We start from the raw sequence: 23,568 nt of genomic DNA, 5'->3' as shown, positions 1-23,568 counted from the left end.
TAATTTAAATAGCACCGGCGCTTTCCCAATGCCCTTGTTTCATTTCGTTTAACAGGCCGGCTTCAGTAAACTTTGCTGCAATATCCCAAAGCGCGGGATCAACTGTGCGGCCTGCCGCCCAGCGTTCTTTAGCAAAATCAATAAGAATACATACCAGTTCAGGATTATTACGTTCGTCGAGCCCGGTAATCAAATGCATTTGTTTATCGGTAAACAACGCTTTCATGATCAACTGGTTCCATGCGCCTTCATCCAGGCGTTCTGCCGGATAAGGATTACGATACATAATCGCTTCCAGCACCAAACCTATATTACTTCGGATGCCCTCAGCGCAACGCTTTACCCAAAGTTCGGGATAAGGCAACACCGGCAAAGCCGAATATAAAGCCACCAGTTCTTTCATCTCTCCTGTAGTGAACAGGTTCTCTATCTGCCTGAAATATTTTCCTTTATCTATATCCGGCTGAATAAGTAACCATACACGGCATAGCCTGTCAGTCGCCCAATTATCAATTGTAAAGCCTGGCCGGATGGTATTTAATATATCTTTTTGCTCGGCAGAGATATCAATAACCGCCTTGCCGGTTTTACGCGGCATCATAGCAAAGGCACCATAAAAAGCGGTGGTATTATTTGTATCCACCTGTTTGAACCATGCCCATGCCACGGGGGAGATACTCCCTTCAATTACTTCAGCAAGTACTGCGTTTAATGCTTCAATATTGTATCCAAACCCATTCATGGCGCAATAAAGTAATTAATAAGCAATGCGCCGGCAATGATAAGCAAGCCAAAAAACTCTCGTGTTTTTTCTATGTAAGGCTTGGTAGCCTGCATGCTTTCAACTATGCTCGGCTTATTGTATTTGGTAATCCAGTCGCGTACGCCATCTTTTGCAAAGAATAAAATAACAGCATAAATAAGATAAAATGATATCAGGAATATATACACTATTGGATAATACATGCCGAAAGCGGCCAGTCCGCAACACGCCGCGGCGCTTACATAAATCGGCACCCACAACCACGAATCATTGTCATTAAGGTTTACATAGGCAAAGCCTAAAAACGATATCAGAAAAAGTATATTAAGGGCAATAAGCATAGTTAAATTGATCAGCAGACGACGATGTTATCGATTGCGACTTACGAAATTATGCATAATTACGTCTGCAAAAAGTAATAATTCATAAAAGTTACAAATGTCACATTTTTAGATCCGGCTTTTAAAAAAAGTTGATCCGAGCATAACTATAGCCAAGTTTAATTACATATAAATTTACTGCCGTAATTAATTGCTTTTGTTATTTGTCAAAGCCTTATATTGTAACTATTTTGTCGCTGCAAAAACGTTTAAGCGTTTGCAGCCAATTAAACCAACTATAATGAAAGTTTTCTTTTCCAGCATACTTATTGTATTCGCCCTGTTAGGTTGTAGTAAAACAACCGTTCTACCTTCACCGGAAATAAACACTCCCCCAATTGAGCAGGATACAGTTAACGCGAGCGCTTTTTCCGTCTCCAATGTTTTTGGCGATAACATGGTAATACAACGCGATAAGCCATTCTCCATTTGGGGTAGAACTTCTGCCGGACGTACTGTTACTGTTAAGACAAGCTGGAGCGGTTCAATATTTACAACCGTTGCGCAAACTGACGGTACTTGGAAAATAACATTGCCTGCTACCGGCGCTATAAATGTGCCTCAAACCATTGTCAGCAGTGTAAACGGCATTAAGCCGGATACCCTGAGCAACGTTTTGATTGGCGATGTTTGGATCTGCTCCGGTCAGTCGAACATGGATATGCCGGTTGATTCGGTTAGTCCGTGGTTTGGTTATGAAGGGGTAATAAATTATCAGGCCGAAATTGCATCTGCCAACTTTCCGGAGATAAGGCTTACAAATGTCGACGACTGGTTTAGCACTCAGCCTCAGGAAAATATTCGTACTGCTGCTAAATGGCAGATGTGCAACCCTCAAACTGTGAAAAATCATAGTGCTGTGTCATATTTTTTCGGGCGGATGCTTTATACGCGATTAAAAGTTCCCGTCGGACTAATTGTATCGAGTGTGGGTGGTACGGATTGCGAGTCGTGGACTGACAAAGAAACCTTACAAGCCGATCCTACTTTGAATTCGTTTTATAACGGCAAAAACAGATCGTCGCAATTATACAACGGCATGATATATCCGTTGCGAAATATGGCTGTTAAAGGCTTTATATGGTATCAGGGAGAAAATAACCGGCATAACATCCCGGCAAGTAATTATACTTTACTTACCTCATCAATGATACAAGGGTGGCGTAAAGCGTTCAACCAACCCGAATTGCCTTTTTATTATGTGCAGGTTGCACCATATGCTGAAGATTTTTTTACATCGAACCCATGGGGCGGCGACCCCGTTTTGTATGATTATTCAATATTCCGCGAAGCGCAGGAAAAGATACGGCATGTAACACCTAATACGGGTATGGCTTTTACCACTGATGTTGGCGAAGCGTTTAGAATACACCCCAAAGATAAGCGCCCGGTAGGAGAACGCCTGGCTTATATCGCCCTTAACCAAACATATTCGCAAAGTGATGTTGTTTGGAACGGGCCGCGTTATGCCTCGCACACCATTAATGGTAATATTATAAGCATCAGTTTTGTGCCTGGTACAGCCCAAGGACTTACAACTAAAGATAACAAGCCGCTTGCACAGTTATTTTTTGTGGCAGGTACCGATAAGATATTCCGTAAAGGTAATGCCACAATAAGTGGAGACAAGGTGCTTGTTAGCATACCGGCAGGTACTCCGCTACCGGTACAAGCCATACGGTACGCGTTTACAAACATTGGCATTACTAACTTGCAAAACAGTGCCGGGTTGCCTGCAGAGATGTTCAGGACGGACAATTGGGAATGACAAGTTAATTTAATTGGTTAACCTACAAAGCTTTGTAAAATAAATTAAAATATTTTTTGAACAAATAACTAAGGTTTCTATATTTGCAGTCCCAAAACGATGGGAGCATAGCTCAGCTGGTTCAGAGCATCTGCCTTACAAGCAGAGGGTCACAGGTTCGAATCCTGTTGCTCCCACACAAATAAAGCCCTTCAGAGAGATCCGAGGGGCTTTTTGTTTGTAAGCCAGGCCTCGATAGCCGTTAAACTACCTGAGATGTTCGCGCATTGTTCGCACATTGCTTGTGCAGCGGAGTAACCAAAAATTTCAAAATGGTTACCTACAAAATCATGTTAGTACAGCAGTTGACCATAAATCTCCAGTTATGGTTTACTTCAAGATTCTTTTGAATGACAAAAGAGAAAATCAGATTTAATTTACCCTGTAACCGTAAGGGTAACGTTCAACAGGAAAAACACATCATTCAACACCGGAGTGAGAGTTCATGCCAAACAGTGGGATGATGCAGCTCTACGGGTTCGCTCTACGCATCCGAATTCCCAGGTGTTTAATAAAACTATTACAGATTTTACAGCAAGATACAGAATTTAGCATTAAATCTTGTTGCTAATAACGAGTTCTCATTCGACGAACTTAAAAACAGCTGAATGGAAGTAGCGCAAAGCTTCAGACTAATAATACAACCTACTTCGCTGATTTTGCAAACCTGCTAGTTGAGGAAATGCTACAGATTAATCAAACTGGAAACGCTATAGTATATCGTACAACGATCAACCGTTTTACAGCATTTGCCTCAAATCTGAGACTTAGGTTTAACGACATTGATTATAAGTTACTGGATGGGTTCAAAAGGCATTTGTTGAAGGAAGGAATTAAGCCCAACACAATAAGCAATTACTTTCGGACTCTAAGTGCGATTTATAACAAAGCGATAAAGGCAAAATTAGCGGATAGAAGTAAATATCCGTCTTTAGATATTGTGTTCAAACAAGAACGTACAGGCTTTTCATCTGCATGGCAGTATTATTAAGCATTAAGTGCTTGGGCTGCCAGGATCTCACCGTTCAGCCCAAGCGCTTTTTTAAATCACTTCATATTTATTGATCTTACCTTATCAATATTGTTTTCTCAAGTCGGCTGTTTCGCCATCTTTATATTCCGAAAAAAGATGAAGTGTGAAACTGTATTAAATCTATGCGTTCTAAAAAGAGTTAATTGACAGTTATCACTTTTGAGCCGAGGTAAAATGCCTGATTTTTGTAAATCCCATCTTCTTCACGACTGACAAATAAATAATATGCCTGTCGTTAAATTTAACATCGTCATTAGTCTTAATCAACTCGATTAACTCTCTTAGGGCAATAAATTTTAACTTGCTATGATTGAAGTTCACAAATTTCGTTTTCTTGGTAACATTGCTTCGAAGTACAGGGTACAAATTGTCTTTTAAGCACGGGCAGTATATGTGGTAAAAGACCTGAGACCTGGCTGCTGTGTCAGCGCTGATCATCCGATCAGCCACTGGTATCGCATCTAAATCTAAAAAATAATACACAGTGTCAGCCACCGGCTTCGATATTGTTGGTTGCTGACAAAAAGCATGCACGCCTGTTAATAGTACCACTAAAAGACTTACGATTTTTTTCATAATAATTTAATTACAGCCTCCAGGCCTAATGAAGACAAATATTCCAAGGCGCAAATCAACAAGTTGATAAACCAATTGCGGCATACCGGAGCCCAATTCACTTATCTAGAATACGAGGGCGACCATGAGGCTTACCGTAAAGATCACCGAAAACCGGCATTTTTTTTAAAAAAAATGTACAAAAATATCGTAAATAACAAAGCCTTGTAGCTTATAGCAAATCGGTCACTCATAATAATTCAGCACCTTATTGTATTACTACGTTTTATATTAAGGGGTTATAAACCATGTTTTTCAAGTGAAGTGTAGGTGTGATTTAAATTCCAGATTAAAGCGTTATTTAGATATTCATTTGCACATTTTACCTTTTAAAGGATGTAGGTAGAGATGGTTTTCCCTCCTCCTCAATTTCTAAAAACCTATTTTTTCGAAAAATAAAAATACAAATCATATCAAGGGAGTTTAACCCCTTCTTCAGTAGGAGTGTAATTGACAAATTTATCTTTAATCCAGACACTTAAATCCAACTCCATCCTTTATAAGGGAAAATAGTCAAAGTGTCGGAAAGCACTATAGTTGATACATTTTCTAAATACATAGTATAATAAATTATACTGCTAGAAATAAACTGTGCACTTAAGGCTGATCGGAGCTCTTTACCTTTTAAATGCTGTTAGTAAGACTCAACCCTAATCTCAACAAGAATTCAAACTCACACCGCAAAACGTAGAAAACACAAAACTCAATTGTTCCTCTTTCATAAAAAAGGACAATTGTATAACCTTTTCTGTCCACTTTTTTTGAGTTCTCAATCCTAAAGTTTCTTTCCCGGTATAAAGTACGAAAAGTTAAAAACAGGAATTGAAGAAAATCCAATAATAGGCTATTCAAGATAATTGTATATTTAAATACATTAACCGGAATATAATTAATGCGCACGATCTTTAAATCTACACTTATTGCCAACCTCTGCTATTTGACCTTTTTTATCACTCATGTGAGCGGTGAACCACACCTTAGGGAAAGTGATTTAAATAGATCAATATACCTGTATAGTGATCCAATTGCACAGGTTGAAAAGTTCGATGCGTTCTTTAAAAAGTTCAATGCCAATACTAGTTTTCAGCTTGCCAGAATCATGTTTCCCCTTAAAATAGTAACGGTAGATGACGCAGATAAGCAATATGTTAAGTATATCAACAAGCCGGAGTGGAGACTTGTAAATTTGCTTGAAATCAAGGATATTATAATATCTAAACAGAATATGGGTAAAGGAAGAATAACTATTCTACTTGAAATTAAAGATACAGGTGTGCACACAGCATACACGTTTGAAAATAAAAATGGTAAATGGTATTTGTTCCTTGTTACAGATAAATCTACATAACACAATTAAATAGCGCACTTGGTATGGGTTACGAAGAAGGTGTATATTGGAAATTTGACGAGCTGGTTAAGAATCTGATCATTCTATCATCAACTGCAGAACGACAAAAAGAACTCATGGGGCATGGTTGTGTTGCTGATGAAATGGCTGAGGATTTTCACAGCTACTTTACTTTGAGCAAGCAAGAATACCTTGATGCAGGCTTAATTAATCAACAGCAATTTGATAGATTGAACGAGCTTGACCAATTACTGGATAATTATAGCGGAGACCAAAACCCTGACTTTTGGGATGACCAACAGCTCTCTTCTAACGAAGACTGGAAAGTATTGCGAAAAATTGCCAGAGATATACTTGAACTTTTGGGTAAAAGTGATTTAGAGATCAGTTATGAACGAAAGGAAGAGTATGTGCAAAATGAACAGGTTAAGCGTTTGATTACACAGTACACCAAATTCTTATTGGTAAAGAAAAAATAATTGAGTCAAAGGGCTATCACCAAACTTAATCGAATGATGCCAGCGACACTTAAATTCAACACCATCCTTTATAAGGGAAAAATAGTCAAAGTGTCGGAAGTTCAATTAAGGTGATTGGCATTTTAATATTTTACATTAGCTTGATGAGACCTTTATCATATATATGTATTACGATGTTTTGCTTGTTATCTTGTACAACTTGAACCATTTAAAGTATATTCAAAAGACACAACATTTTCATACAGAATATAGCTTATAATAAGGTTAATTATCGAAAAATTATCAGCCACCAGTAATTAAAACTGAATTTTCAGTTAATTGCTTATGGCTGTTTTGTAATTAGGGTATGCGTTCAAGAAATATTAAAGACGTATATGAAATTGTATTTTAGATATTGAATTTTGGCCTTATACCAACTATTTATGATATTTAGCTTTTCCGCAACACCCGATTTTGACTTTTTGACGCAATTTTCACATCATATTGGCACGCCGGTACATGATGGACTAATGCTTATTCCGGGTGATTTAGGACAAGGTTACATACGCAAATTGTCGTTCGGCCAAGAATTTAAGATTACACTGCACCAGTACACGCTTCATGAAGACCTCATTATAAAGCGCAATGCGTCGGGACTTGGTAATGAACTGATCACTATTTTCTTTTACAGCAACGAACAAGCACTTGGTATTGCCTTTAATAATACTCCGCCGGTGCTTTTTTCTCAGCGGGATGATTCGGCAATACAGGTTACCTCGAACGACCTGAGTTCAACCATACGCTTTCCCGCCGGCCACCATATTCATTATGTAGTTATCGCCATTTCGCCGGTTTATCTAGCGGCTTTATTAGCTATTGAAAATCCTAATTCGGTTATCAAGACCATTAGCAGCAACGGTAGTTCTTTTCTTTTTTTTGAAAGTATGACCGCAGAAACCAAGCTATTGTTAAAAAATATGACAGCTGTAAACATGAACGACAGCCTGAGTCATTTTTATATGCAAATTAAAGTACAGGAACTATTGTATTTGCTTTTTCATCAATTGGCCTCACGGGAAAACAGCACGCATCAAAGCATTAATAATGCGGATGCTGAACGGTTACTTCATATCCGCAAGGAGGTACTAAGCGACCTTAGCGTGCCGCCGGTACTTAGCGAGCTGGCACATATTGCGGCCATGAGTGAGACCAAACTAAAAGGGCTTTTTAAGCAAACTTTTGGCGATACCATCTACAATTATTATCAGAAAGCCCGTATGGAAGAAGCGGCCTTCCTGCTAAAACAAGGAAAGCGATCTGTTGCCGAGGTTGGTTACGAATTGGGCTTTACAAACCTCAGTCATTTCAGTCGGCTCTTTGAAAAACATTATGGCCTTACTCCTAAACGCTTTTCTTCTGTCGGATAGGACTGATTTTGCGACTTCTTGCGCTATTATCAGCTGTTGATTAGGCGCAACTTTGCTATGTCAATCAAAACATAGCAAAATGAAAAAGTTATTCCAGCCGTATAATAACGGCACACTGCAATTAAAAAATCATATCGTGATGGCCCCCATGACCCGTAGCCGGGCACTGGGCAATGTTCCCAATGAACTTATGGCCACCTATTACAAACAACGTTCAGGCGCCGGGTTAATTATCACTGAAGGCACTTCACCCAGCCCAGAAGGTTTAGGTTATCCGCGCATACCTGGCATCTTTACACAAGGCCAGGTTCAAGGATGGAAACTTGTTACTAATGCGGTACACGAAGGTGGCTCCAAAATATTTCTGCAATTAATGCACACCGGCAGGATAGCTCATATCTCTAATCTTCCTGAAGGACATAAGGTGGTGGGATTATCCAACATTAAAGCAATAGGCGAGATTTACACCGATACCGGTATGCAGGAATATTCATTACCTGTTGCTCTGGATGAAAAAGGCATCACACGTGTAATACAAGATCATGTTGATGCAGCAAAAAACGCAATAGCCGCCGGCTTTGACGGTATAGAACTGCATGGCGCCCATGGTTACCTGCTTGAACAATCCTTAAATCCGCACGTAAATAATCGGACTGATAATTACGGTGGAACAATAGTAAATCGTAGCCGGTTAACATTGGAGATCGCCAATAAGGTTGCCGAAACCATTGGTGCAAACAAGATCGGCATACGTATTTCGCCATTCCTGACATCTAACGACATGCCTGCATATAATGAAACCGAAGTACACGAAACCTATGTTTATTTGGCTACTGAATTAAATCGCCTGGGTATTGCTTACCTGCACATTTCCGACAACCCGGGTATACCTGAAAAGACACATCAAAGTATCCGTACAGCCTTTTCTAATACCATCATCTATTGTAATGGGCTAACCGCAGAAACCGCAGAAACAAAACTACAATCAGGCTCAGCAGATTTGGTAGCGTTTGGCAGAAGTTTTTTAGCTAACCCTGACTTTATAAGGAGGATAGAAAAAAATGTCCCCCTCAATGAGCCGGATTATAATACACTTTATACTCCCGGCGAGCAAGGTTATACTGACTATCCTGAATTCAATTAATTACTTATTATTAAAACATATAAGATGAAAATCACAACAACAGGCTCATTAGGAAATGTAGCCAAACCATTAGTAAAAAAGTTAATCGCTGCAGGCCATAAGGTAACCGTAATAACCACCAAGTCCGAACGTAGAGAAGAGATTGAAGCGCTGGGCGCAACAGCAGCAGTAGGTTCAATTAGTGACACTGCATTTTTAACCAGAGCATTTAAAAATGCAGACGCGGTGTACACCATGATGCCGCCATCAATGGGCGCAACAAATCTGATACAAAATATTGCAAATGCAGGGCAAGCTTATGCACAGGCAATTAAAAATGCAGGTGTGCGTAGGGTGGTAATGCTGAGCAGCGTTGGTGCAGATGCACCTAAAGGGACCGGCCCGGTACAAGGGGTACATCAGGTAGAGCAAATATTGAGGCAATTGGATGGGGTTAATGTCACCATTGTGAGGTCAGGGTTTTTCTACGTTAATTTTTTAAGAGATATTCCATCAATCAAGAGCCGGGGCATTTTCGGCAACAATTACAGCGGCGATTACCGGTTAGCCCTTACACATCCTGGAGACCTTTCGTCAGCAATTGCGGAAGAGTTGCAGGCTCAAGGAAATGGCTTCGAGGTGAAGTACATTGTAAGTGATGTATCAACCGGAAATGAAATCGCGGCTTTATTTGGCGAGGCAATAAGTAAGCCGGAGTTAGCCTGGACAAATATTCCGGATGAACAGCTTAAACAAGGTATGCTATCTGCCGGCCTACCGCCTGAATTGGTTGGGCTGATCGTGGAAATGGGGCAAGGTGTAAGGGCAGGCATCATTACCGAAGATTTTTTTAAGAAAGGCGCAAAAGTAACCGGCAAAACCAAACTGGAAGAATTTGCAAAAGAGTTTCAAATAGCTTATTCAAGTTAACAGCTATGAAAGGTAATTTTTAAAACTAACCGCCGGGGTGCTGGAAACCATCAACATTCCAATCGGGGTTGCATTGAATATATTCAGCCAAAGTAATAAGGGGAATTTTTAACTGACTTTCAAAGTATGCTGGAACAAGCGATGCGAATAAGTAAAAACCATCTGGGGGCCGTTGCCGATGCATAGGGCGGTAAAATATTTTACTTCGATAGTATAAATATGATTTAACCCCTTGCCTCTACAAAAAAGGTCTTGCAATTGCAAGGCCTTCTTTATTTAATTGACTTTAGTAATGATGATCACGAAACGAAGTCACAATTTTCAGAAAATTTTCGCTTCCTTAATATATGGTTGATCAATAATTTAAGTGTTAAGCTTAAGCTTTAACATTATTTTAATGGCTGCTAAACATCTCAAGCATTATAGCTAATGAATGTTCTGAGTGCATTTTTTCGCCATTTTCAAGTGATTCCTGCGCTGCTATTGCTGCCCGCTTACGCATTTCAACTTCATATGCGGCAATGGCCTCTTGCAATGTTTGATGTGTTCCATCCGTCAAGCATTCACTTAATTTAAGTGCATCAAGCATTGCCATGTTTGCGCCTTCACCCGCAAAGGGAGGCATTACATGCGCGGCATCACCAATCATTGTCAGGTTAGGTAAAGCTGTCCATGTTTGATTTAACGGCATACAATATATCGGACGTGGAATAAATGGTGCTCCGGCATTTTTAAACAGTTCATACCAAATGGTGCTCCATTCAGAATATTCTTGTTTAAACCAAGCCAATATTTGTGATTTATCGGCATAGTTGAGTTCGTTAGTTGCCGACCACTCTTCACCAGCTTTAAAGCTTGCATAAAAGCCGAGATCACCGTTGCCTTTTTGACCCATCAGTAGGTTTTTTTGATTGCCAAATGCCATGATCTTTCCGCCTTTTATTAAGGCATCAATACTTGGTGCTGACTTTTTTGAATTATATACATTGCCCTCAAGCATTGTAATGCCTGAATAAAAAGGTTTGATATCAGTAATGTATGGGCGGATTTTTGAATTCGCGCCATCAGCAGCTATAACAATATCTGCATAGGCAGAAAACCCGTTCTTAAAATGTAGCAGCCAACCCTCACCTTGTTTTTCCATCGAAATAAAGTGGCTATCCCACACAACAGTACCGGATTTCAGCGATTTTAGTAATATCTTTCTTAGTGTGCCGCGATCTATTTCGGGCCGAAAATATTCGTGACCAAAATTTTCCTCGGGTTTGTCATGATCGCTAAAAAATATTTCAGCATGTTCATTCATAATTAGCTTCTTATCAGCGCCGGGAAGAAAATTTTTTCTGAATTCATCTAACAGATTAGCTTTACGTAAAGCTGCTAATCCTGATCCTTCATGCATATCAAGAGGGGAACCCTGCACGCGGGCGTCTTTATTAAAATCCCTTTCGTATAACTTTACATTAACGCCTTTAAGCTGCAAAAGCCTGGCTAATGTTAAGCCGCCCGGGCCGCCGCCTACTATTGCTACTTGTTTATCTGTTAATAACATACCGTATAATATTTAAATACGGTACAAAACTATTTGTGCTTCAATACGGATAATAGTAAAAATCGGTCATTCGTATTTTTAACCAGTTCTTTGGGTACTACGCCCGAAAACTTTTTTACGGCTTTTATAAAATGCGCCTGATCTGTAAAGTTCAATTCAGGGAAAAGTTTTCCATGGGCCAAGTGTTCCAATGATGCCCTGAAGCGGAGGATATTACAATAGGCTTTTAGTGAAAGTCCGTACTGCTGATTAAAATACCGGTTGATCTGTCTGCTGCTCCATGCTGACTTTTCAGCAAGTTCGGCTACGCTCATTTCGCCGTTTGATGAATAGATCAGTTCAAAAAGCTTTTGCTTTCTTCTATCTGTTTCTTTCGGAAGTAGTGATGTAATAGTTTTAACGGCCTTCCGGTAAAATGAATCAAAATTATTAAGGTCATCAGCATTGAAATTCCAAAAATCATCAGGAAGGTTTTTAGCACTGTTGATGATATCTGCAATAGGTTCTTTTAGGATATACTCTACTGCTATGGGTTTAAAGCTGATTACAAAAGCAAGTGTATGAGGAGGGACAAATCTTTGTTCAGGAAGTGTTTCCAGCCCAATCAATAATACTTGTGAAGATTGTGACGCCGGTTTCCAGAAAAACAGATCGATACGCCCGTCGGGTATTACCACAACCTCTTTCTCGGTTTCCAGTTGATTGTGAAACATGCCGATGCTTTCTACATAGTCGGCAATTGTTTTATCCGGTTCAATAAATTTCAGCCTAAAGCCATTGTCCATTGTCTTATATCTATGAGGCTTAAATTAGATACTCAAATGCTTATAATCAAAAAAGCCGCGTAAAGCGGCTTTCTATAAGTAAGTTTTGATTTATTCTTCAACTACCTCGCTGTTCGGACTTGCCGGCTCGGGTTCTTCTGTTTTAAAATAACGTTTTTGAAATATCAGTATCAATATAACACCAACCGATATGGCCGCGTCGGCAAGGTTAAATACTGGCCTGAAGAATATAAATTCTTCGCCTGCCCATATCGGGAACCATTGCGGAAAGTGGCCTTGTAAAAGCGGAAAGTAGAACATGTCCACCACACGGCCGTGAAAGATTGGCGCATATTTAAATATTACGCCATAAAACGTCGAGTCGATAATATTACCTACAGCGCCGGCTAAAATAAGCGCTACGTTCATGATAAGACCGCGGTGGTATTTGTGCCTTATCAGATGAACCAAACCCCAGCCAATAGCAATTACAGCGACTATACGGAATAGCGTTAAAGCCAGTTTACCCAGTTCGCCGCCCAGTTCCATGCCGAAAGCCATGCCATTATTTTCGGTATAGTGAAGCATGCCATATTTGCCTAAAAACCTTATTTCTTCCTGGGGCAACATGTTGGTACGCACCCATATCTTAATGATCTGGTCGACCAGGATAATAAACGCCGCTACAAGGAACGGCTTAACGTACGAAGCCTTCATTTATTAGTTTTGGCGCATTTTGGCTTCCATGCTCAGCGTAGTATGCGGAACAGCGCGTAAACGCTCTTTTTGTATCAGTTTACCGGTTTCACGGCAAACGCCATAGGTTTTGTTTTCAATACGCACCAAAGCGGCGTCAAGCTGCTCAATAAACTTTTTCTGCCTTGCAGCCAGCTGATTGATCTGCTCTTTTTCTAAAGTAGCCGATCCGTCTTCCAAAGTTTTATATGTACCTGCAGTATCGTCGGTACCATTTGCGTTTGGCGAGCTTAATGATGAAGCCAGCGCGTTCAGTTCTTCTTTAGCTGTGCGCAGTTTTTCAAGTATGATCTCTTTAAATTCCTGCAGCTCCGCGTCAGAATATCTTGTTTTTACAGTTTCGTTTGCCATTATACTTTTCTTATAGATATCAATAGTTCAGTGTCGTCTATTACCACTTTTTCGCCTTCCGTTAATGCGCTGTCAAACACTACATTGTCGGCTAAAATTTCGGCGCAAATATAGGATAAATTATTTTCTATAGCTTTTACGATTAGTTGACTATCAGTTTTATAGCTAACGCTGATCTTGTCAGTTACCTCAAAGCCTTTGTCTTTACGGATATTTTGTACGCGGTTGATAAACTCACGTGATAATCCTTCCTGTTTTAACTCTTCGGTAACGGTAACATCTAAAGCCACGGTTAGTTTGCCTAAATTTGCAACTTGCCATCCCGGAACGTCCTCGGCTATAATTTCAACGTCGGATATTACTACCTCAAAACGTGAATCGCCTATTTCAAATACCGTACTGCCTGTTTCCTCTAACTGGCTAAGCACCTGCTGGTCCATATTGGTTATTGCCTCGGCAACAGCCTTCATGTTTTTGCCGGCTTTTGGTCCCAATGCCTTAAAGTTTGGTTTCACTTTTTTCTTGATGAAACCGGCAGCGTCTGTAATGTACTCAATATTTTTGATATTCGTTTCAGACAGTATCAATTCCTTCACCAGTTCAACCTGATGTTCAAAGTCTTTGTTCAATACCGGTAACAATATCTTGCTTAATGGCTGACGCACATTGATGCTCACTTTTTTACGAAGCGACAGCACCAGCGACGATATATCCTGTGCCAGTTGCATACGCTCTTCAAGCGATTTGTCAACCAAATCAGTATGGTATTCAGGGAAGAAGCTCAGGTGTACAGATTCAAACTCCTCTTTATTGGTAACGCTGTTTAAATCTTTATACAAACGCTCTGCAAAGAAAGGCGCTACCGGTGATATCAGTTTCGACAGGGTTACCAGGCAGGTATAAAGCGTTTGGTAGGCCGAAAGTTTATCTTCTGAGTTCTCTGATTTCCAGAAACGGCGGCGGCCTAAACGGATATACCAATTGCTGAAATGCTCGTCAACAAACTCCTGTATTGCACGTGTAGCTTTTGTTGGCTCAAAATCCGCATAAAACTCATCAACTTCTTTGGTTAATGTATTTAATAAAGATATGATCCAGCGGTCAAGCTCAGGACGGTTCTCAATTGCTATTTCTGCCTCGCTGTAAGTGAACCTATCGATATTGGCATACAGCGCGAAAAACGAGTAAGTATTATATAGTGTACCGAAGAATTTACGGCGCACCTCGTCCAGCCCTTCAATATTAAATTTTAGGTTATCCCATGGCGAGGCGTTGCTGATCATGTACCAGCGGGTAGCATCGGCACTGTATTGCTCAATGGTTTCGAACGGATCGGTAGCATTGCCCAAACGTTTCGACATTTTGTTGCCGTTCTTATCAAGCACCAAGCCGTTTGATACCACGTTTTTAAACGATATACCGCCGTTGCCAATGGCTTCGTTTATTGATTTTATCTCGTCGCTGGTTTCGCTAAGCAAAACAGCTATTGCATGCAGGGTAAAGAACCATCCGCGTGTTTGGTCAACACCTTCGGCAATAAAATCTGCCGGATAGGCATTTTTAAATTCTTCCTTGTTTTCAAACGGAAAATGCCATTGCGCGTAAGGCATGGCGCCGCTGTCAAACCAAACGTCAATCAGGTCGGGTTCGCGTAGCATGCGGTTGCCACTAGTTGATGTCAGTATCACATCATCCACATATGGGCGGTGTAAATCGTCAATATCAAAACCGGCAGGCATGTGTCCCGCGGCTATCGATATTTCTATTTCTTTTTTCAGGTCAGCAATAGAGCCTATGCATTTCTCTTCGCTGCCGTTCTCCTCGCGCCATATAGGCAGCGGAGTGCCCCAATAGCGTGAACGCGACAGGTTCCAGTCAACCAAATTTTCCAGCCAGTTACCAAAACGACCGGTACCGGTTGCTTCAGGTTTCCAGTTAATGGTTTTGTTAAGAGCTACCAGCTTGTCTTTTACAGCGGTGGTTTTTATAAACCAGCTATCAAGCGGGTAGTATAATATCGGCTCATCGGTACGCCACGAGTGCGGGTAACTGTGCTCATATTTACGTACATCAAACGCTTTGTTATCCTCTTTCAGTTTGATAGCGATAAGCACATCGGTAGGTTTAAAACCTGCTGCTTCACGTTCCTCTTTGGTGTAGTATTCTTCTTTTACGTAAAGTCCCGCAAAATCGGTAACCTCATCAACAAAGCGGCCTTGCTTGTTTACCAAAGGCACATCTTTGCCGGCTTCGTCTTTCACCATTACGGCCGTTACACCGCTTTCTTTGGCAACCCTAAAGTCGTCCGCGCCAAAAGTAGGCGCAATGTGTACTATACCGGTACCATCTTCGGTAGTCACAAAATCGCCTGCAATTACACGGAAACCATTTTGCTCCAAATCGGCATTGGTTACGTATGGCAGTAGCTGGTGGTATTTTATGCCAACCAATTGTGCGCCTTTAAACTCCCCGGCAACTGTCCATGGTATCAGTTTATCGCCGCCTTTGTAATCAGTAAATGAAATATTTTCTGCTTCAGCCTTAAAATGTTTTTTAACAAGGTCTTTAGCCAAAACTACACTTACAGGAGTATAGGTATATTGATTAAAAGTGTTTATTTGTACGTAATCAACGTTTTCTCCAACGGCTAACGCGCTGTTTGATGGCAGTGTCCAGGGGGTAGTCGTCCAGGCGAGTATGGTTAGGTCGCCGGTAGCGTTGGCAAACAATTGTTGAGCAACCTCATGCTGCTGCTCTTTTTTTACATGGAACTGTGCAATAATAGTAGTATCCTTCACCATTTTATAGGTGCCCGGCTGGTTCAGCTCGTGCGAACTAAGCCCCGTGCCCGATTTTGGTGAATATGGCTGTATGGTATATCCTTTATATAAAAAGCCTTTCTGATAAAGTTGTTTCAGTATCCACCAAAGGCTTTCTATGTATTCGTTCTCATAAGTAATGTACGGGTTTTCAAGGTCGACCCAGTAACCCATTTTTTCGGTAAGGTCGTTCCATACATCAGTATAGCGCATCACCTCGCTGCGGCAGGCATCGTTATAATCTTTTACAGAAATCTTTTTGCCGATGTCGTCTTTAGTAATACCCAGCGATTTTTCAACCGCCAGTTCAATAGGCAGTCCGTGGGTATCCCAGCCGCCTTTACGTTTAACGCGGTAACCTTTTAATGTTTTATAACGGCAAAAAATATCCTTAATAGCGCGCGCCATTACGTGGTGTATGCCGGGCATGCCATTGGCGCTTGGCGGCCCTTCGTAAAAAGTGTACGGGTTACTTGCCGGACGGCTTGTAATACTTTTTTCAAAAATGTTGTTCTGTTTCCAGAACTCCAGTACCTCTTTGCCTGTTTTAGATAAATTTAACTGCTTATATTCGTTGTACATCAGTGTATTCCGCCTCAATTTTTAGAGTTCGCAAAAATACGGATTTTTACTTTAGAATGGGTATGTTAAGGCATTAAAATGCACCTCAAAAGCCAGCAAGACACATGAAGAAGATACTTCGCAGTTTCGGTTACGCGTTCAAAGGCGTACGATATGCTTACACAACACAGCTTAATTTTAAGGTTCATGCTGCAGGGGTTGTAATTGCGGTAGCATGTGGTATATGGTTGCATGTGAGCGTTTACGGCTGCTAATTGCTATAATGCTGGTTATAACTGCCGAAATGATAAATACCGCTATGGAGATACTTACTGACCTGGTTTCCCCTGAATGGAATGAAAAAGCAGGCCGTGTAAAAGACCTAAGCGCCGGCGCGGTTGTAATTGCCGCTATTTTTGCATTAATAACGGGTTGTATCTTATTTTTACCCAGGATATACCAGTTACTTACCCATGGTGCATAAAACCCGCGGAATTATATTTAAAACTACCGACTATAGCGAAAGCAGCGTAATTGTACAGGTATTCACCGAAAAGTTTGGTATGCAATCGTATATTATAAACGGAGTGAAAAAGCCGAAGGCCAAAATACCGCGTAATATGCTGCAGCCGCTGCATTTGGTTGATATGGTAGTGTATCATAAAAACGCCGGATCGGTACAGCGCATATCTGAGTTGAAAAATTCGCCTGTATTGCAAACTATTCCTTATGATGTGATAAAAAGCTGCATCGCTATATTTTTGAATGAGGTGCTGTACAAAGCGGTGCGGCAGCAATCGGCTGATGAACAATTGTTTGATTTTGTATTTAACGCGATTGAATGGCTCGATCATCAAAACGACGGCCTGGCAAATTTTCACCTATTGTTTTTACTTCAGCTAACGCGATACCTTGGTTTTTATCCTGATAAAGCCGGCGCTAAAGACGCAGCCTATTTTGATATGAAAAATGGTGTGTTCAGCAATTATAAGCCCGATGGGGTGTTGTACCTGTCGCCGCCACACACTCAAAATTTAATTAAACTGCTGCAAAGTGGTTTTGGCGCTTCTGCACAAATCAGGCTATCAAACGACGAGCGCCGGTACATGATCAATAAACTGCTTGAGTATTACGCGCTGCACATTGAGGGATTTGGCAGTATTCGCTCACACGAGGTGCTTGAAGATGTTTTGAATTAATGGCAGCGCGGAAATCACCGCGCTACCGTGAGCCATTATACCTGGTGGCCTAATATCTGTTTTTTAATATAGTCAATAGTTGATGGCGGTATAGGTGCACCCTCTGTTTGCGTGATACTTCCATCGTTATTTATAACCAGCTCGGCATGTAAAGTTTTATCAATGGTTACATGCAGCTTATTCTGTTCTTTCTCTACGTAGCAGGTAAGTTCCCTTTCAGAATAGGAAATCGTAAATTCATATTTGCCGTCTTTTTCGGCTGGTGTGATATCAGTCATAACGTTGTTGTTTTTAGGCATAACACGTGAAACAAAAGTTATGTTTAAAATTCAGGGAGAATTATTGTATATAGATGGTATTAAACAAAAAAAGAGAAAGCGTCTGCCTTCTCTTTTCTATATTAACTGACCTCATAAAATTTATCATAAAGAACGACTTGTTTTAGGACGATAAATTGTACTCTGCAAATATATATTCCCACTTTTAAAAAAACTAATTTTTTAACCTATTTTAACATAAAATTTAATAAAAATTATTTGAAATCACTGTTTTTGGTTAAAAATTTATTGAAACGGGAATTTTGTAGTGTTTTTGAGTCGTTTTTTTGATGATTTGCTAAAATTCGGTGTCGAAACTTTTAAATAGTCATTGATATTTTTAAAAAAGCAAGTCATTTTAAGGTGAAATACATTCACATTATTTCACAACTTACCTCTCTCATGTGTTCAATGCAAATTCAATATAAAAGATAAATCTTAACTAAAATTTAATAATGGTTAAATAAAATGTCGCTATTGTTAAATTTTAAAAACAAATTGACAAGTGGTTGAGTAATTAATAGGTAATTATTATTGATCAAAATGATATGACCTATGAAAGCGATAATTTCAACACGCATGCACGCCTGGCTTGATTACATTGGCGGCATACTCATCACTTTTTCACCATGGATATTCGGCTTTGCCGATTTAGGCGGCGCACCTGTTTTTATACCGGTTTGTATAGGAGCTATGCAGCTAACAATGGCAATATTCAGCAAACATGAGCTTGGGTTATTTAAAGTATTCCCTATGCAACTGCATTTGGTGATTGACATGTTTGCCGGATTTATACTGATTGTATTGCCGTTTGTATATGGCTTTTACCATATGGTATACCTGCCGCATGTTTTACTGGGCGCTTTGTCATTCTTCGCCGGGTTGCTCACAAGGCATTCACCTGCATACGGACTGGAAATGACAGACCCGCGAGGCTTTAACCGTTAATTTTCACATCTAAAACTAAATACATCTATGAAAAAAGTATTGTTAATAACATGCATGTGCGCCGGTATGGCATTTGCATCATGCGGAGGAAATAAGACAGAGGGTACCACGGACAGCACGCCAATGGATACCTCAAACATGGGTAGCGATACAGCAACTGATGTGCCGCAAACCGGGACAGGTACGGATACATCAGGTGTTGGCGCCGGACGAGGTGCTGCTGGTGATTCAGCAAGTGCCGACAGCGCCCAGCAATAACAAATAATGGAGCCGACTCTAAAAGTAGAGACGGCTCCATTATTTGTTATTGATTATTTTCGTGCAGCAATTCGTGATGAAGACATACCACACCAGAGCTAAAAACATGCGTTTGTAAAAGCTTTAACAGCTGTTTTTCTTTTAAGTCCCTGAATACAGGAATACCTTCGCCCAGCAATACCGGATTAACAAAAAGCCAGCAGTCATCAATCAGGTTTTCTGCAAAAAGGGCGTGCGCTGTTGTGGGGCTTCCAAATAACAAAATTTCCCCTGTTGTCTCATTCTTTAATTTACGAATGGCAGTAGCGTAGTCCTTTCCAATTACAGTAGTATTTTTGAGCGCTGTTTCGTCTAATGTGTTTGACAACACCACCTTACGCGCGCTCGCGTACCAAGCGGCATGTTCCCTGTCATGTTTACTTGCCCCGGGCTGGTCGGCTGCTGTTGGCCAGTAGCTTTCCATCATTTCAAAAGTGACTCGGCCATATAATGCGGTATTGGTTTTCGTAATTCTTTTCCCTATATAATCAAAAATCTCCTCATCTACGTGTACCCAGTTTAATTCGCCTTGCGTACCGGCAGCAAAACCATCAAGCGAGGAATGCATAAACAAAACAATATTTCCCATATCGGTTATAATTTGGACTCAACGTACTTTTTGAAATTATTCATGATAGCCTGCCATCCGGCCTGCTGCATTTCAACAGGGTTTTGCGTTTCAGCATCAAATTGCTCTACAATTATAGTTTGATTGCCTTCTTCTGTAAAAAATATCTGCACTTGGCGGCCATCTGCCATATGATATTCAATGTATTCATGATCTTTTACCAGGTCATAAATACCCTCAAAATCAAACCCCATACTTCCATCCTTTGCTTCCATACGTGAAGAAAACTTGCCGCCTGTACGCAGGTCGTTTTCTGCCTTAGGTGTATACCAATCTTCAGAAGCACTATTCCATTTGGTAATGTGCTCTGGTTCTGACCAATATTGCCCGGCTTTGGCTACAGGTACATTAACTGTAGTTTGCACAGTGATAACAGTTGCTTTATTTTCCATTTGACGTTATTTTTATGATCAATTGTTTGTAATGTAAATTTGAGAAATATGCGATAAATCAGGATTGGGTAAAACAGACAAATAGCGGGGCATTTACGACCAATTTACTTTGACGGGAGTGTTAAGACGAAATAATAAAGGCCGCTTTAGTTATTTAAGCGGCCCCTATACTTTTATTACAGGTAGGTTAAACACCTAAATCCTGCATAATTGTATTGATTTTTGCATCAAGCTGCGCGTCGGTTTCATTATAAGATTCTTTGCTTTCAAGTTTGCCGTTAACGCTGCAATAAAATTTGATCTTGGGTTCGGTACCTGAAGGGCGCGCCGAAATAATGCTGCCATCCTCAGTAATAAATTGCAATACGTCTGAAACAGGTAGTTCAATAGGTTTAGTAGTATTGCTGTTTAGGTCAGTTTCTACGCTTTTCTCGTAATCTTTTAGGGTAACTACCTTTGAGCCGCCAAGTGTTGCAGGCGGATTGGTACGGAACCTTTCCATCATGGCCTTTATCTCTTCAGCACCGCTTTTTCCTTTTTTAGTGATAGAGATCAGTTTTTCTTTATAAAAGCCATACTGGATGTAAGTTTCTAATAACGCTTCAAACAGGCTGCTGCCTTTATCTTTATAGTAAGCGGTCATTTCGGCAATAAACGCCGCTGAAACTACCGCATCTTTATCACGAACAAACTCGCCAACTAAGTAACCGTAGCTTTCTTCGCCGCCGCCAATAAAGGTTTGTTTGCCTTCAAACTCTGTCATTAGCTCACCTATATATTTAAAGCCGGTAAGCGTGTTATAGTAAGTAACATTTTTTGCTTTGGCAATGGCTTCAATAAGGTTCGAAGTAACGATAGTTTTAACAATGTACTCTTTACCGGTAAGCTTGCCACTTTCTTCCCAAGCCGATAGCAAGTAATTGATGAGCATACTGCCAGTTTGGTTACCGTTGAATAGAATAAATTCGCCATCGGTGTTTTTTACAGCAATACCTACACGGTCGGCGTCAGGGTCGGTGGCTAATACCAAATCAGCATCGGTTTCCTGCGCCTTTTTAAGGGCAAGGGTTAATGCTTCTTTCTCTTCAGGATTCGGATAAACCACTGTAGGGAAGTTGCCATCAGGTGTCGATTGTTCATCAACCAGTATCACGTTTTCAAAACCAAACAGTTCGAGCGCTTTTGGTACAAGGGTAATACCGGTTCCGTGTATAGGCGAATAAACTATTTTCAGGTCTTTTTGACGCTGGATAGCATCTTTTGATACCGAAAGTGTAACGATCTTATTTAAATACTGTTGATCAATCTCCTCACCTATAAGTTCAACGTTTTCTTCAACGCGGTCAAATTTTACTTCGTCAATGCTTTTTATGGCTGCTACTTCATCCATTACAGCCTTATCATGCGGGGCAACAAACTGTCCGCCGTCGGCGCCGTAAGCTTTATAACCGTTGTATTCTTTCGGGTTATGCGATGCGGTAAGCATTACACCGCTTTTGCATCCTAACTGGCGTATGGCAAACGAAAGCTCAGGTGTAGGACGAAGCGCTTTAAAGAAATATACATGAATACCATTTGCTGAAAAAACGTCCGCAGTAATACTTGCAAACAGGTCTGAATTATTACGGCTGTCATGCGCTATAGCTACTTTTATCTTTTCGCCCGGGTAGGTTTTTTTAAGATAATTTGCCAAACCCTGAGTTGCCGAACCAATAGTATACTTATTAACGCGGTTCGAGCCCGGGCCCATGGTGCCGCGTAAACCGCCGGTGCCAAACTCAAGGTCTTTATAAAACGAATCGGTTAACTCGGTATAGGCTTTGTCATCAAGTAGTTTTTGTATTTCCTGTTTTACCTGATCGTCATAATTGCCATTGAGCCAAACATTAACTTTTTCGAGAATTGAAGGATCTATTTCTTGCATGATGTTGATTTGATTGTGTTCAATATTAAACAAATTTCTCTTAAATAGTTATCACATTTATGTTATTAATTAGGCATTATTTGCTAATATCCAATCATTACTTAACCCCATGTTTGTAACATGGTTGTGGCAGGTGCATAAGTGTATAGTTAAATAACAGTTATATGTATATTGCGTTTGTTTTCATTTCATTCCATGTGTTATGAAACACGCGGCAATCGATTGTAATCGAAGTCTTAAACCATTTATTACCAGTATGAAACCGAAAAAAAGTGAAGGTCAGCCTTCTTCCCGAAGAAGTATGATAAAAAAAATCGCAGCCACATCAGCAGCCGCTTTTTTAAGCGAGAGCCTGTTTGCCAATATTTCAACAGCCGAAGCATTGCTTGATGACAAGCTAAAAGGCCGTATCAATCACTCGGTATGCAGATGGTGTTATTCGGGTATTTCACTTGATGACCTGTGCATTGCTGCGAAGAAGATCGGGCTTACAGCAATTGATCTGATAGCACCTGCGGAGTTTCCTATTCTGCAAAAGCATGGCCTGAAATGCGCCATTGCCGAAGGTGCAGGCAAGGGCATTGGCGAAGGATTTAATAATCCGGCCTTGCACGATGAATTAGTAAAAAGCTACGAGGAAGTGATACCAAAAGTTGCAGCAGCCGGTTATAAACAGATCATTTGTTTCTCAGGCAACCGCAACGGACTTCCTGATGACCAGGGTATAAAAAACTGCGCCATCGGTTTAAAAAGATTGATACCAACCGCCGAAAAGTATAAAGTAACTTTAGTAATGGAGTTACTGAACAGCAAGGTTAATCATCCTGATTATCAATGCGATCATACCGAATGGGGAGTAGCGCTATGCAAAGAGATAGGTTCAGAGTGGTTTAAGTTGTTGTATGATATTTATCACATGCAGATTATGGAAGGCGACGTAATTGCTACGATCCGTAAGCACCATAAATATATATCGCACTATCACACAGGAGGGGTACCGGGCCGTAACGAGATAGACGAAACACAGGAGCTTTACTACCCAGCAATTATGCAGGCAATATTGGATACCGGTTACAAAGGCTATGTAGCTCAGGAGTTTATTCCAAAACGCCCTGATAAAATAGCATCGCTTAAGCAAGGCGTTACTATTTGTGATGTTTAATTTTAATGCAACTA

At 40.5% G+C, this 23,568-nt stretch carries 24 protein-coding genes, 1 tRNA gene and 1 pseudogene; 14 read left to right on the top strand and 12 right to left on the bottom strand.

Annotation, left to right across the window (positions count from 1 at the left end):
• Positions 1 to 4: 4 nt before the first annotated feature.
• Both EOD41_RS12760 and EOD41_RS12755 read right to left on the bottom strand, forming a co-directional pair.
• Entirely contained in the window at positions 5 to 742 is a 738-nt protein-coding gene (locus tag EOD41_RS12760) for an EboA domain-containing protein (protein ID WP_127705480.1), read from the bottom strand.
• Entirely contained in the window at positions 739 to 1,104 is a 366-nt protein-coding gene (locus EOD41_RS12755; RefSeq protein ID WP_127705478.1) for a transmembrane 220 family protein, read from the bottom strand. The genes EOD41_RS12760 and EOD41_RS12755 overlap by 4 nt, the downstream gene beginning before the upstream one ends.
• Before the next feature lie 280 nt (positions 1,105 to 1,384).
• On the opposite strand from EOD41_RS12755, the gene EOD41_RS12750 reads away from it, so the two are divergent.
• The 4 genes from EOD41_RS12750 to EOD41_RS21265 all read left to right on the top strand — a co-directional run bounded on the left by EOD41_RS12750 (position 1,385) and on the right by EOD41_RS21265 (position 3,941).
• On the top strand, positions 1,385 to 2,911 hold the full coding sequence (locus EOD41_RS12750) for a sialate O-acetylesterase (RefSeq protein WP_127705476.1): 1,527 nt from the start codon (positions 1,385 to 1,387) through the stop codon (positions 2,909 to 2,911).
• 101 nt (positions 2,912 to 3,012) lie between these two features.
• Positions 3,013 to 3,087 (top strand) — tRNA-Val (locus EOD41_RS12745).
• A gap of 238 nt (positions 3,088 to 3,325) precedes the next feature.
• Positions 3,326 to 3,502, top strand: a complete 177-nt coding sequence (locus tag EOD41_RS21270; protein WP_127705751.1) for an Arm DNA-binding domain-containing protein — start codon at positions 3,326 to 3,328, stop codon at positions 3,500 to 3,502.
• Positions 3,503 to 3,554: 52 nt separating this feature from the next.
• A complete protein-coding gene (locus EOD41_RS21265) occupies positions 3,555 to 3,941 on the top strand; it encodes a phage integrase SAM-like domain-containing protein (protein ID WP_127705749.1) in 387 nt (128 codons plus the stop codon).
• Between the two features lie 195 nt (positions 3,942 to 4,136).
• Here EOD41_RS21265 and EOD41_RS12730 read toward each other — a convergent pair whose 3' ends face one another.
• On the bottom strand, positions 4,137 to 4,559 hold the full coding sequence (locus EOD41_RS12730; protein WP_127705474.1) for a hypothetical protein: 423 nt from the start codon (positions 4,557 to 4,559) through the stop codon (positions 4,137 to 4,139).
• 997 nt (positions 4,560 to 5,556) lie between these two features.
• Between EOD41_RS12730 and EOD41_RS12725 the strand changes: the two genes are divergently transcribed.
• The 5 genes from EOD41_RS12725 (at position 5,557) to EOD41_RS12705 (ending at position 9,884) form a co-directional block, all read left to right on the top strand.
• Entirely contained in the window at positions 5,557 to 5,946 is a 390-nt protein-coding gene (locus EOD41_RS12725; RefSeq protein WP_164849935.1) for a DUF4348 domain-containing protein, read from the top strand.
• Between the two features lie 23 nt (positions 5,947 to 5,969).
• On the top strand, positions 5,970 to 6,425 hold the full coding sequence (locus EOD41_RS12720) for a hypothetical protein (protein ID WP_127705470.1): 456 nt from the start codon (positions 5,970 to 5,972) through the stop codon (positions 6,423 to 6,425).
• A gap of 422 nt (positions 6,426 to 6,847) precedes the next feature.
• Entirely contained in the window at positions 6,848 to 7,831 is a 984-nt protein-coding gene (locus EOD41_RS12715; protein WP_127705468.1) for a helix-turn-helix transcriptional regulator, read from the top strand.
• A gap of 79 nt (positions 7,832 to 7,910) precedes the next feature.
• Positions 7,911 to 8,975, top strand: a complete 1,065-nt coding sequence (locus tag EOD41_RS12710; protein WP_127705466.1) for an alkene reductase — start codon at positions 7,911 to 7,913, stop codon at positions 8,973 to 8,975.
• A gap of 24 nt (positions 8,976 to 8,999) precedes the next feature.
• The gene (locus EOD41_RS12705; protein WP_127705463.1) at positions 9,000 to 9,884 is read left to right on the top strand and encodes an NAD(P)H-binding protein; all 885 of its coding nucleotides are present in this window, start codon (positions 9,000 to 9,002) and stop codon (positions 9,882 to 9,884) included.
• Between the two features lie 394 nt (positions 9,885 to 10,278).
• Here EOD41_RS12705 and EOD41_RS12700 read toward each other — a convergent pair whose 3' ends face one another.
• From EOD41_RS12700 to ileS, 5 genes are all read right to left on the bottom strand, one after another.
• Positions 10,279 to 11,436, bottom strand: a complete 1,158-nt coding sequence (locus tag EOD41_RS12700; RefSeq protein WP_127705461.1) for an FAD-dependent oxidoreductase — start codon at positions 11,434 to 11,436, stop codon at positions 10,279 to 10,281.
• A 29-nt stretch (positions 11,437 to 11,465) separates the two neighbouring features.
• A complete protein-coding gene (locus EOD41_RS12695; RefSeq protein ID WP_127705459.1) occupies positions 11,466 to 12,221 on the bottom strand; it encodes a helix-turn-helix domain-containing protein in 756 nt (251 codons plus the stop codon).
• Positions 12,222 to 12,311: 90 nt separating this feature from the next.
• The gene (locus EOD41_RS12690) at positions 12,312 to 12,917 is read right to left on the bottom strand and encodes a lipoprotein signal peptidase (protein WP_127705457.1); all 606 of its coding nucleotides are present in this window, start codon (positions 12,915 to 12,917) and stop codon (positions 12,312 to 12,314) included.
• Between the two features lie 3 nt (positions 12,918 to 12,920).
• Positions 12,921 to 13,307, bottom strand: coding sequence for a TraR/DksA family transcriptional regulator (locus EOD41_RS12685; RefSeq protein ID WP_127705454.1), 387 nt, complete (start codon positions 13,305 to 13,307; stop codon positions 12,921 to 12,923).
• Positions 13,307 to 16,708 (bottom strand): isoleucine--tRNA ligase, encoded by a 3,402-nt coding sequence (gene ileS / locus EOD41_RS12680; RefSeq protein ID WP_127705452.1) that lies wholly within the window; start codon positions 16,706 to 16,708, stop codon positions 13,307 to 13,309. The genes EOD41_RS12685 and ileS overlap by 1 nt, the downstream gene beginning before the upstream one ends.
• 104 nt (positions 16,709 to 16,812) lie before the next feature.
• On the opposite strand from ileS, the pseudogene EOD41_RS21260 reads away from it, so the two are divergent.
• Positions 16,813 to 17,171 (top strand): annotated as a pseudogene (locus tag EOD41_RS21260) (diacylglycerol kinase family protein).
• Positions 17,161 to 17,886 carry a DNA repair protein RecO gene (gene recO, locus EOD41_RS12670; RefSeq protein WP_127705450.1) on the top strand — a complete coding sequence of 242 codons (726 nt, stop codon included), beginning with the start codon at positions 17,161 to 17,163 and terminating at the stop codon, positions 17,884 to 17,886. Before EOD41_RS21260 ends, recO begins: the two are co-directional and overlap by 11 nt.
• 35 nt (positions 17,887 to 17,921) lie before the next feature.
• Here the strand turns inward: recO and EOD41_RS12665 are convergent, their stop codons facing one another.
• Positions 17,922 to 18,164, bottom strand: coding sequence for a hypothetical protein (locus tag EOD41_RS12665; RefSeq protein WP_127705448.1), 243 nt, complete (start codon positions 18,162 to 18,164; stop codon positions 17,922 to 17,924).
• 594 nt (positions 18,165 to 18,758) lie between these two features.
• Here EOD41_RS12665 and EOD41_RS12660 point away from each other — a divergent pair.
• Positions 18,759 to 19,151: an SPW repeat domain-containing protein gene (locus EOD41_RS12660; RefSeq protein WP_127705446.1), complete on the top strand. Its 393-nt coding sequence runs from the start codon at positions 18,759 to 18,761 to the stop codon at positions 19,149 to 19,151.
• Between the two features lie 27 nt (positions 19,152 to 19,178).
• Complete coding sequence (locus EOD41_RS12655; protein WP_127705444.1) at positions 19,179 to 19,409, top strand: hypothetical protein; 231 nt, start codon at positions 19,179 to 19,181, stop codon at positions 19,407 to 19,409.
• Between the two features lie 46 nt (positions 19,410 to 19,455).
• On the opposite strand, the gene EOD41_RS12650 is transcribed toward EOD41_RS12655, so the two are convergent.
• From EOD41_RS12650 to EOD41_RS12640, 3 genes are all read right to left on the bottom strand, one after another.
• Positions 19,456 to 20,037 carry a dihydrofolate reductase family protein gene (locus EOD41_RS12650; protein WP_127705442.1) on the bottom strand — a complete coding sequence of 194 codons (582 nt, stop codon included), beginning with the start codon at positions 20,035 to 20,037 and terminating at the stop codon, positions 19,456 to 19,458.
• A 5-nt stretch (positions 20,038 to 20,042) separates the two neighbouring features.
• Positions 20,043 to 20,468: an SRPBCC family protein gene (locus EOD41_RS12645; RefSeq protein ID WP_127705440.1), complete on the bottom strand. Its 426-nt coding sequence runs from the start codon at positions 20,466 to 20,468 to the stop codon at positions 20,043 to 20,045.
• A gap of 187 nt (positions 20,469 to 20,655) precedes the next feature.
• Entirely contained in the window at positions 20,656 to 22,392 is a 1,737-nt protein-coding gene (locus EOD41_RS12640; protein ID WP_127705438.1) for a phospho-sugar mutase, read from the bottom strand.
• Between the two features lie 301 nt (positions 22,393 to 22,693).
• Here EOD41_RS12640 and EOD41_RS12635 point away from each other — a divergent pair, with 301 nt between their 5' ends.
• A complete protein-coding gene (locus tag EOD41_RS12635; protein WP_240663387.1) occupies positions 22,694 to 23,554 on the top strand; it encodes a hydroxypyruvate isomerase family protein in 861 nt (286 codons plus the stop codon).
• Positions 23,555 to 23,568 lie beyond the last annotated feature (14 nt).

Source organism: Mucilaginibacter limnophilus (assembly GCF_004005815.1).
Classification (GTDB): domain Bacteria; phylum Bacteroidota; class Bacteroidia; order Sphingobacteriales; family Sphingobacteriaceae; genus Mucilaginibacter; species Mucilaginibacter limnophilus.
This window is presented reverse-complemented; position numbering and strand designations above follow the sequence as displayed.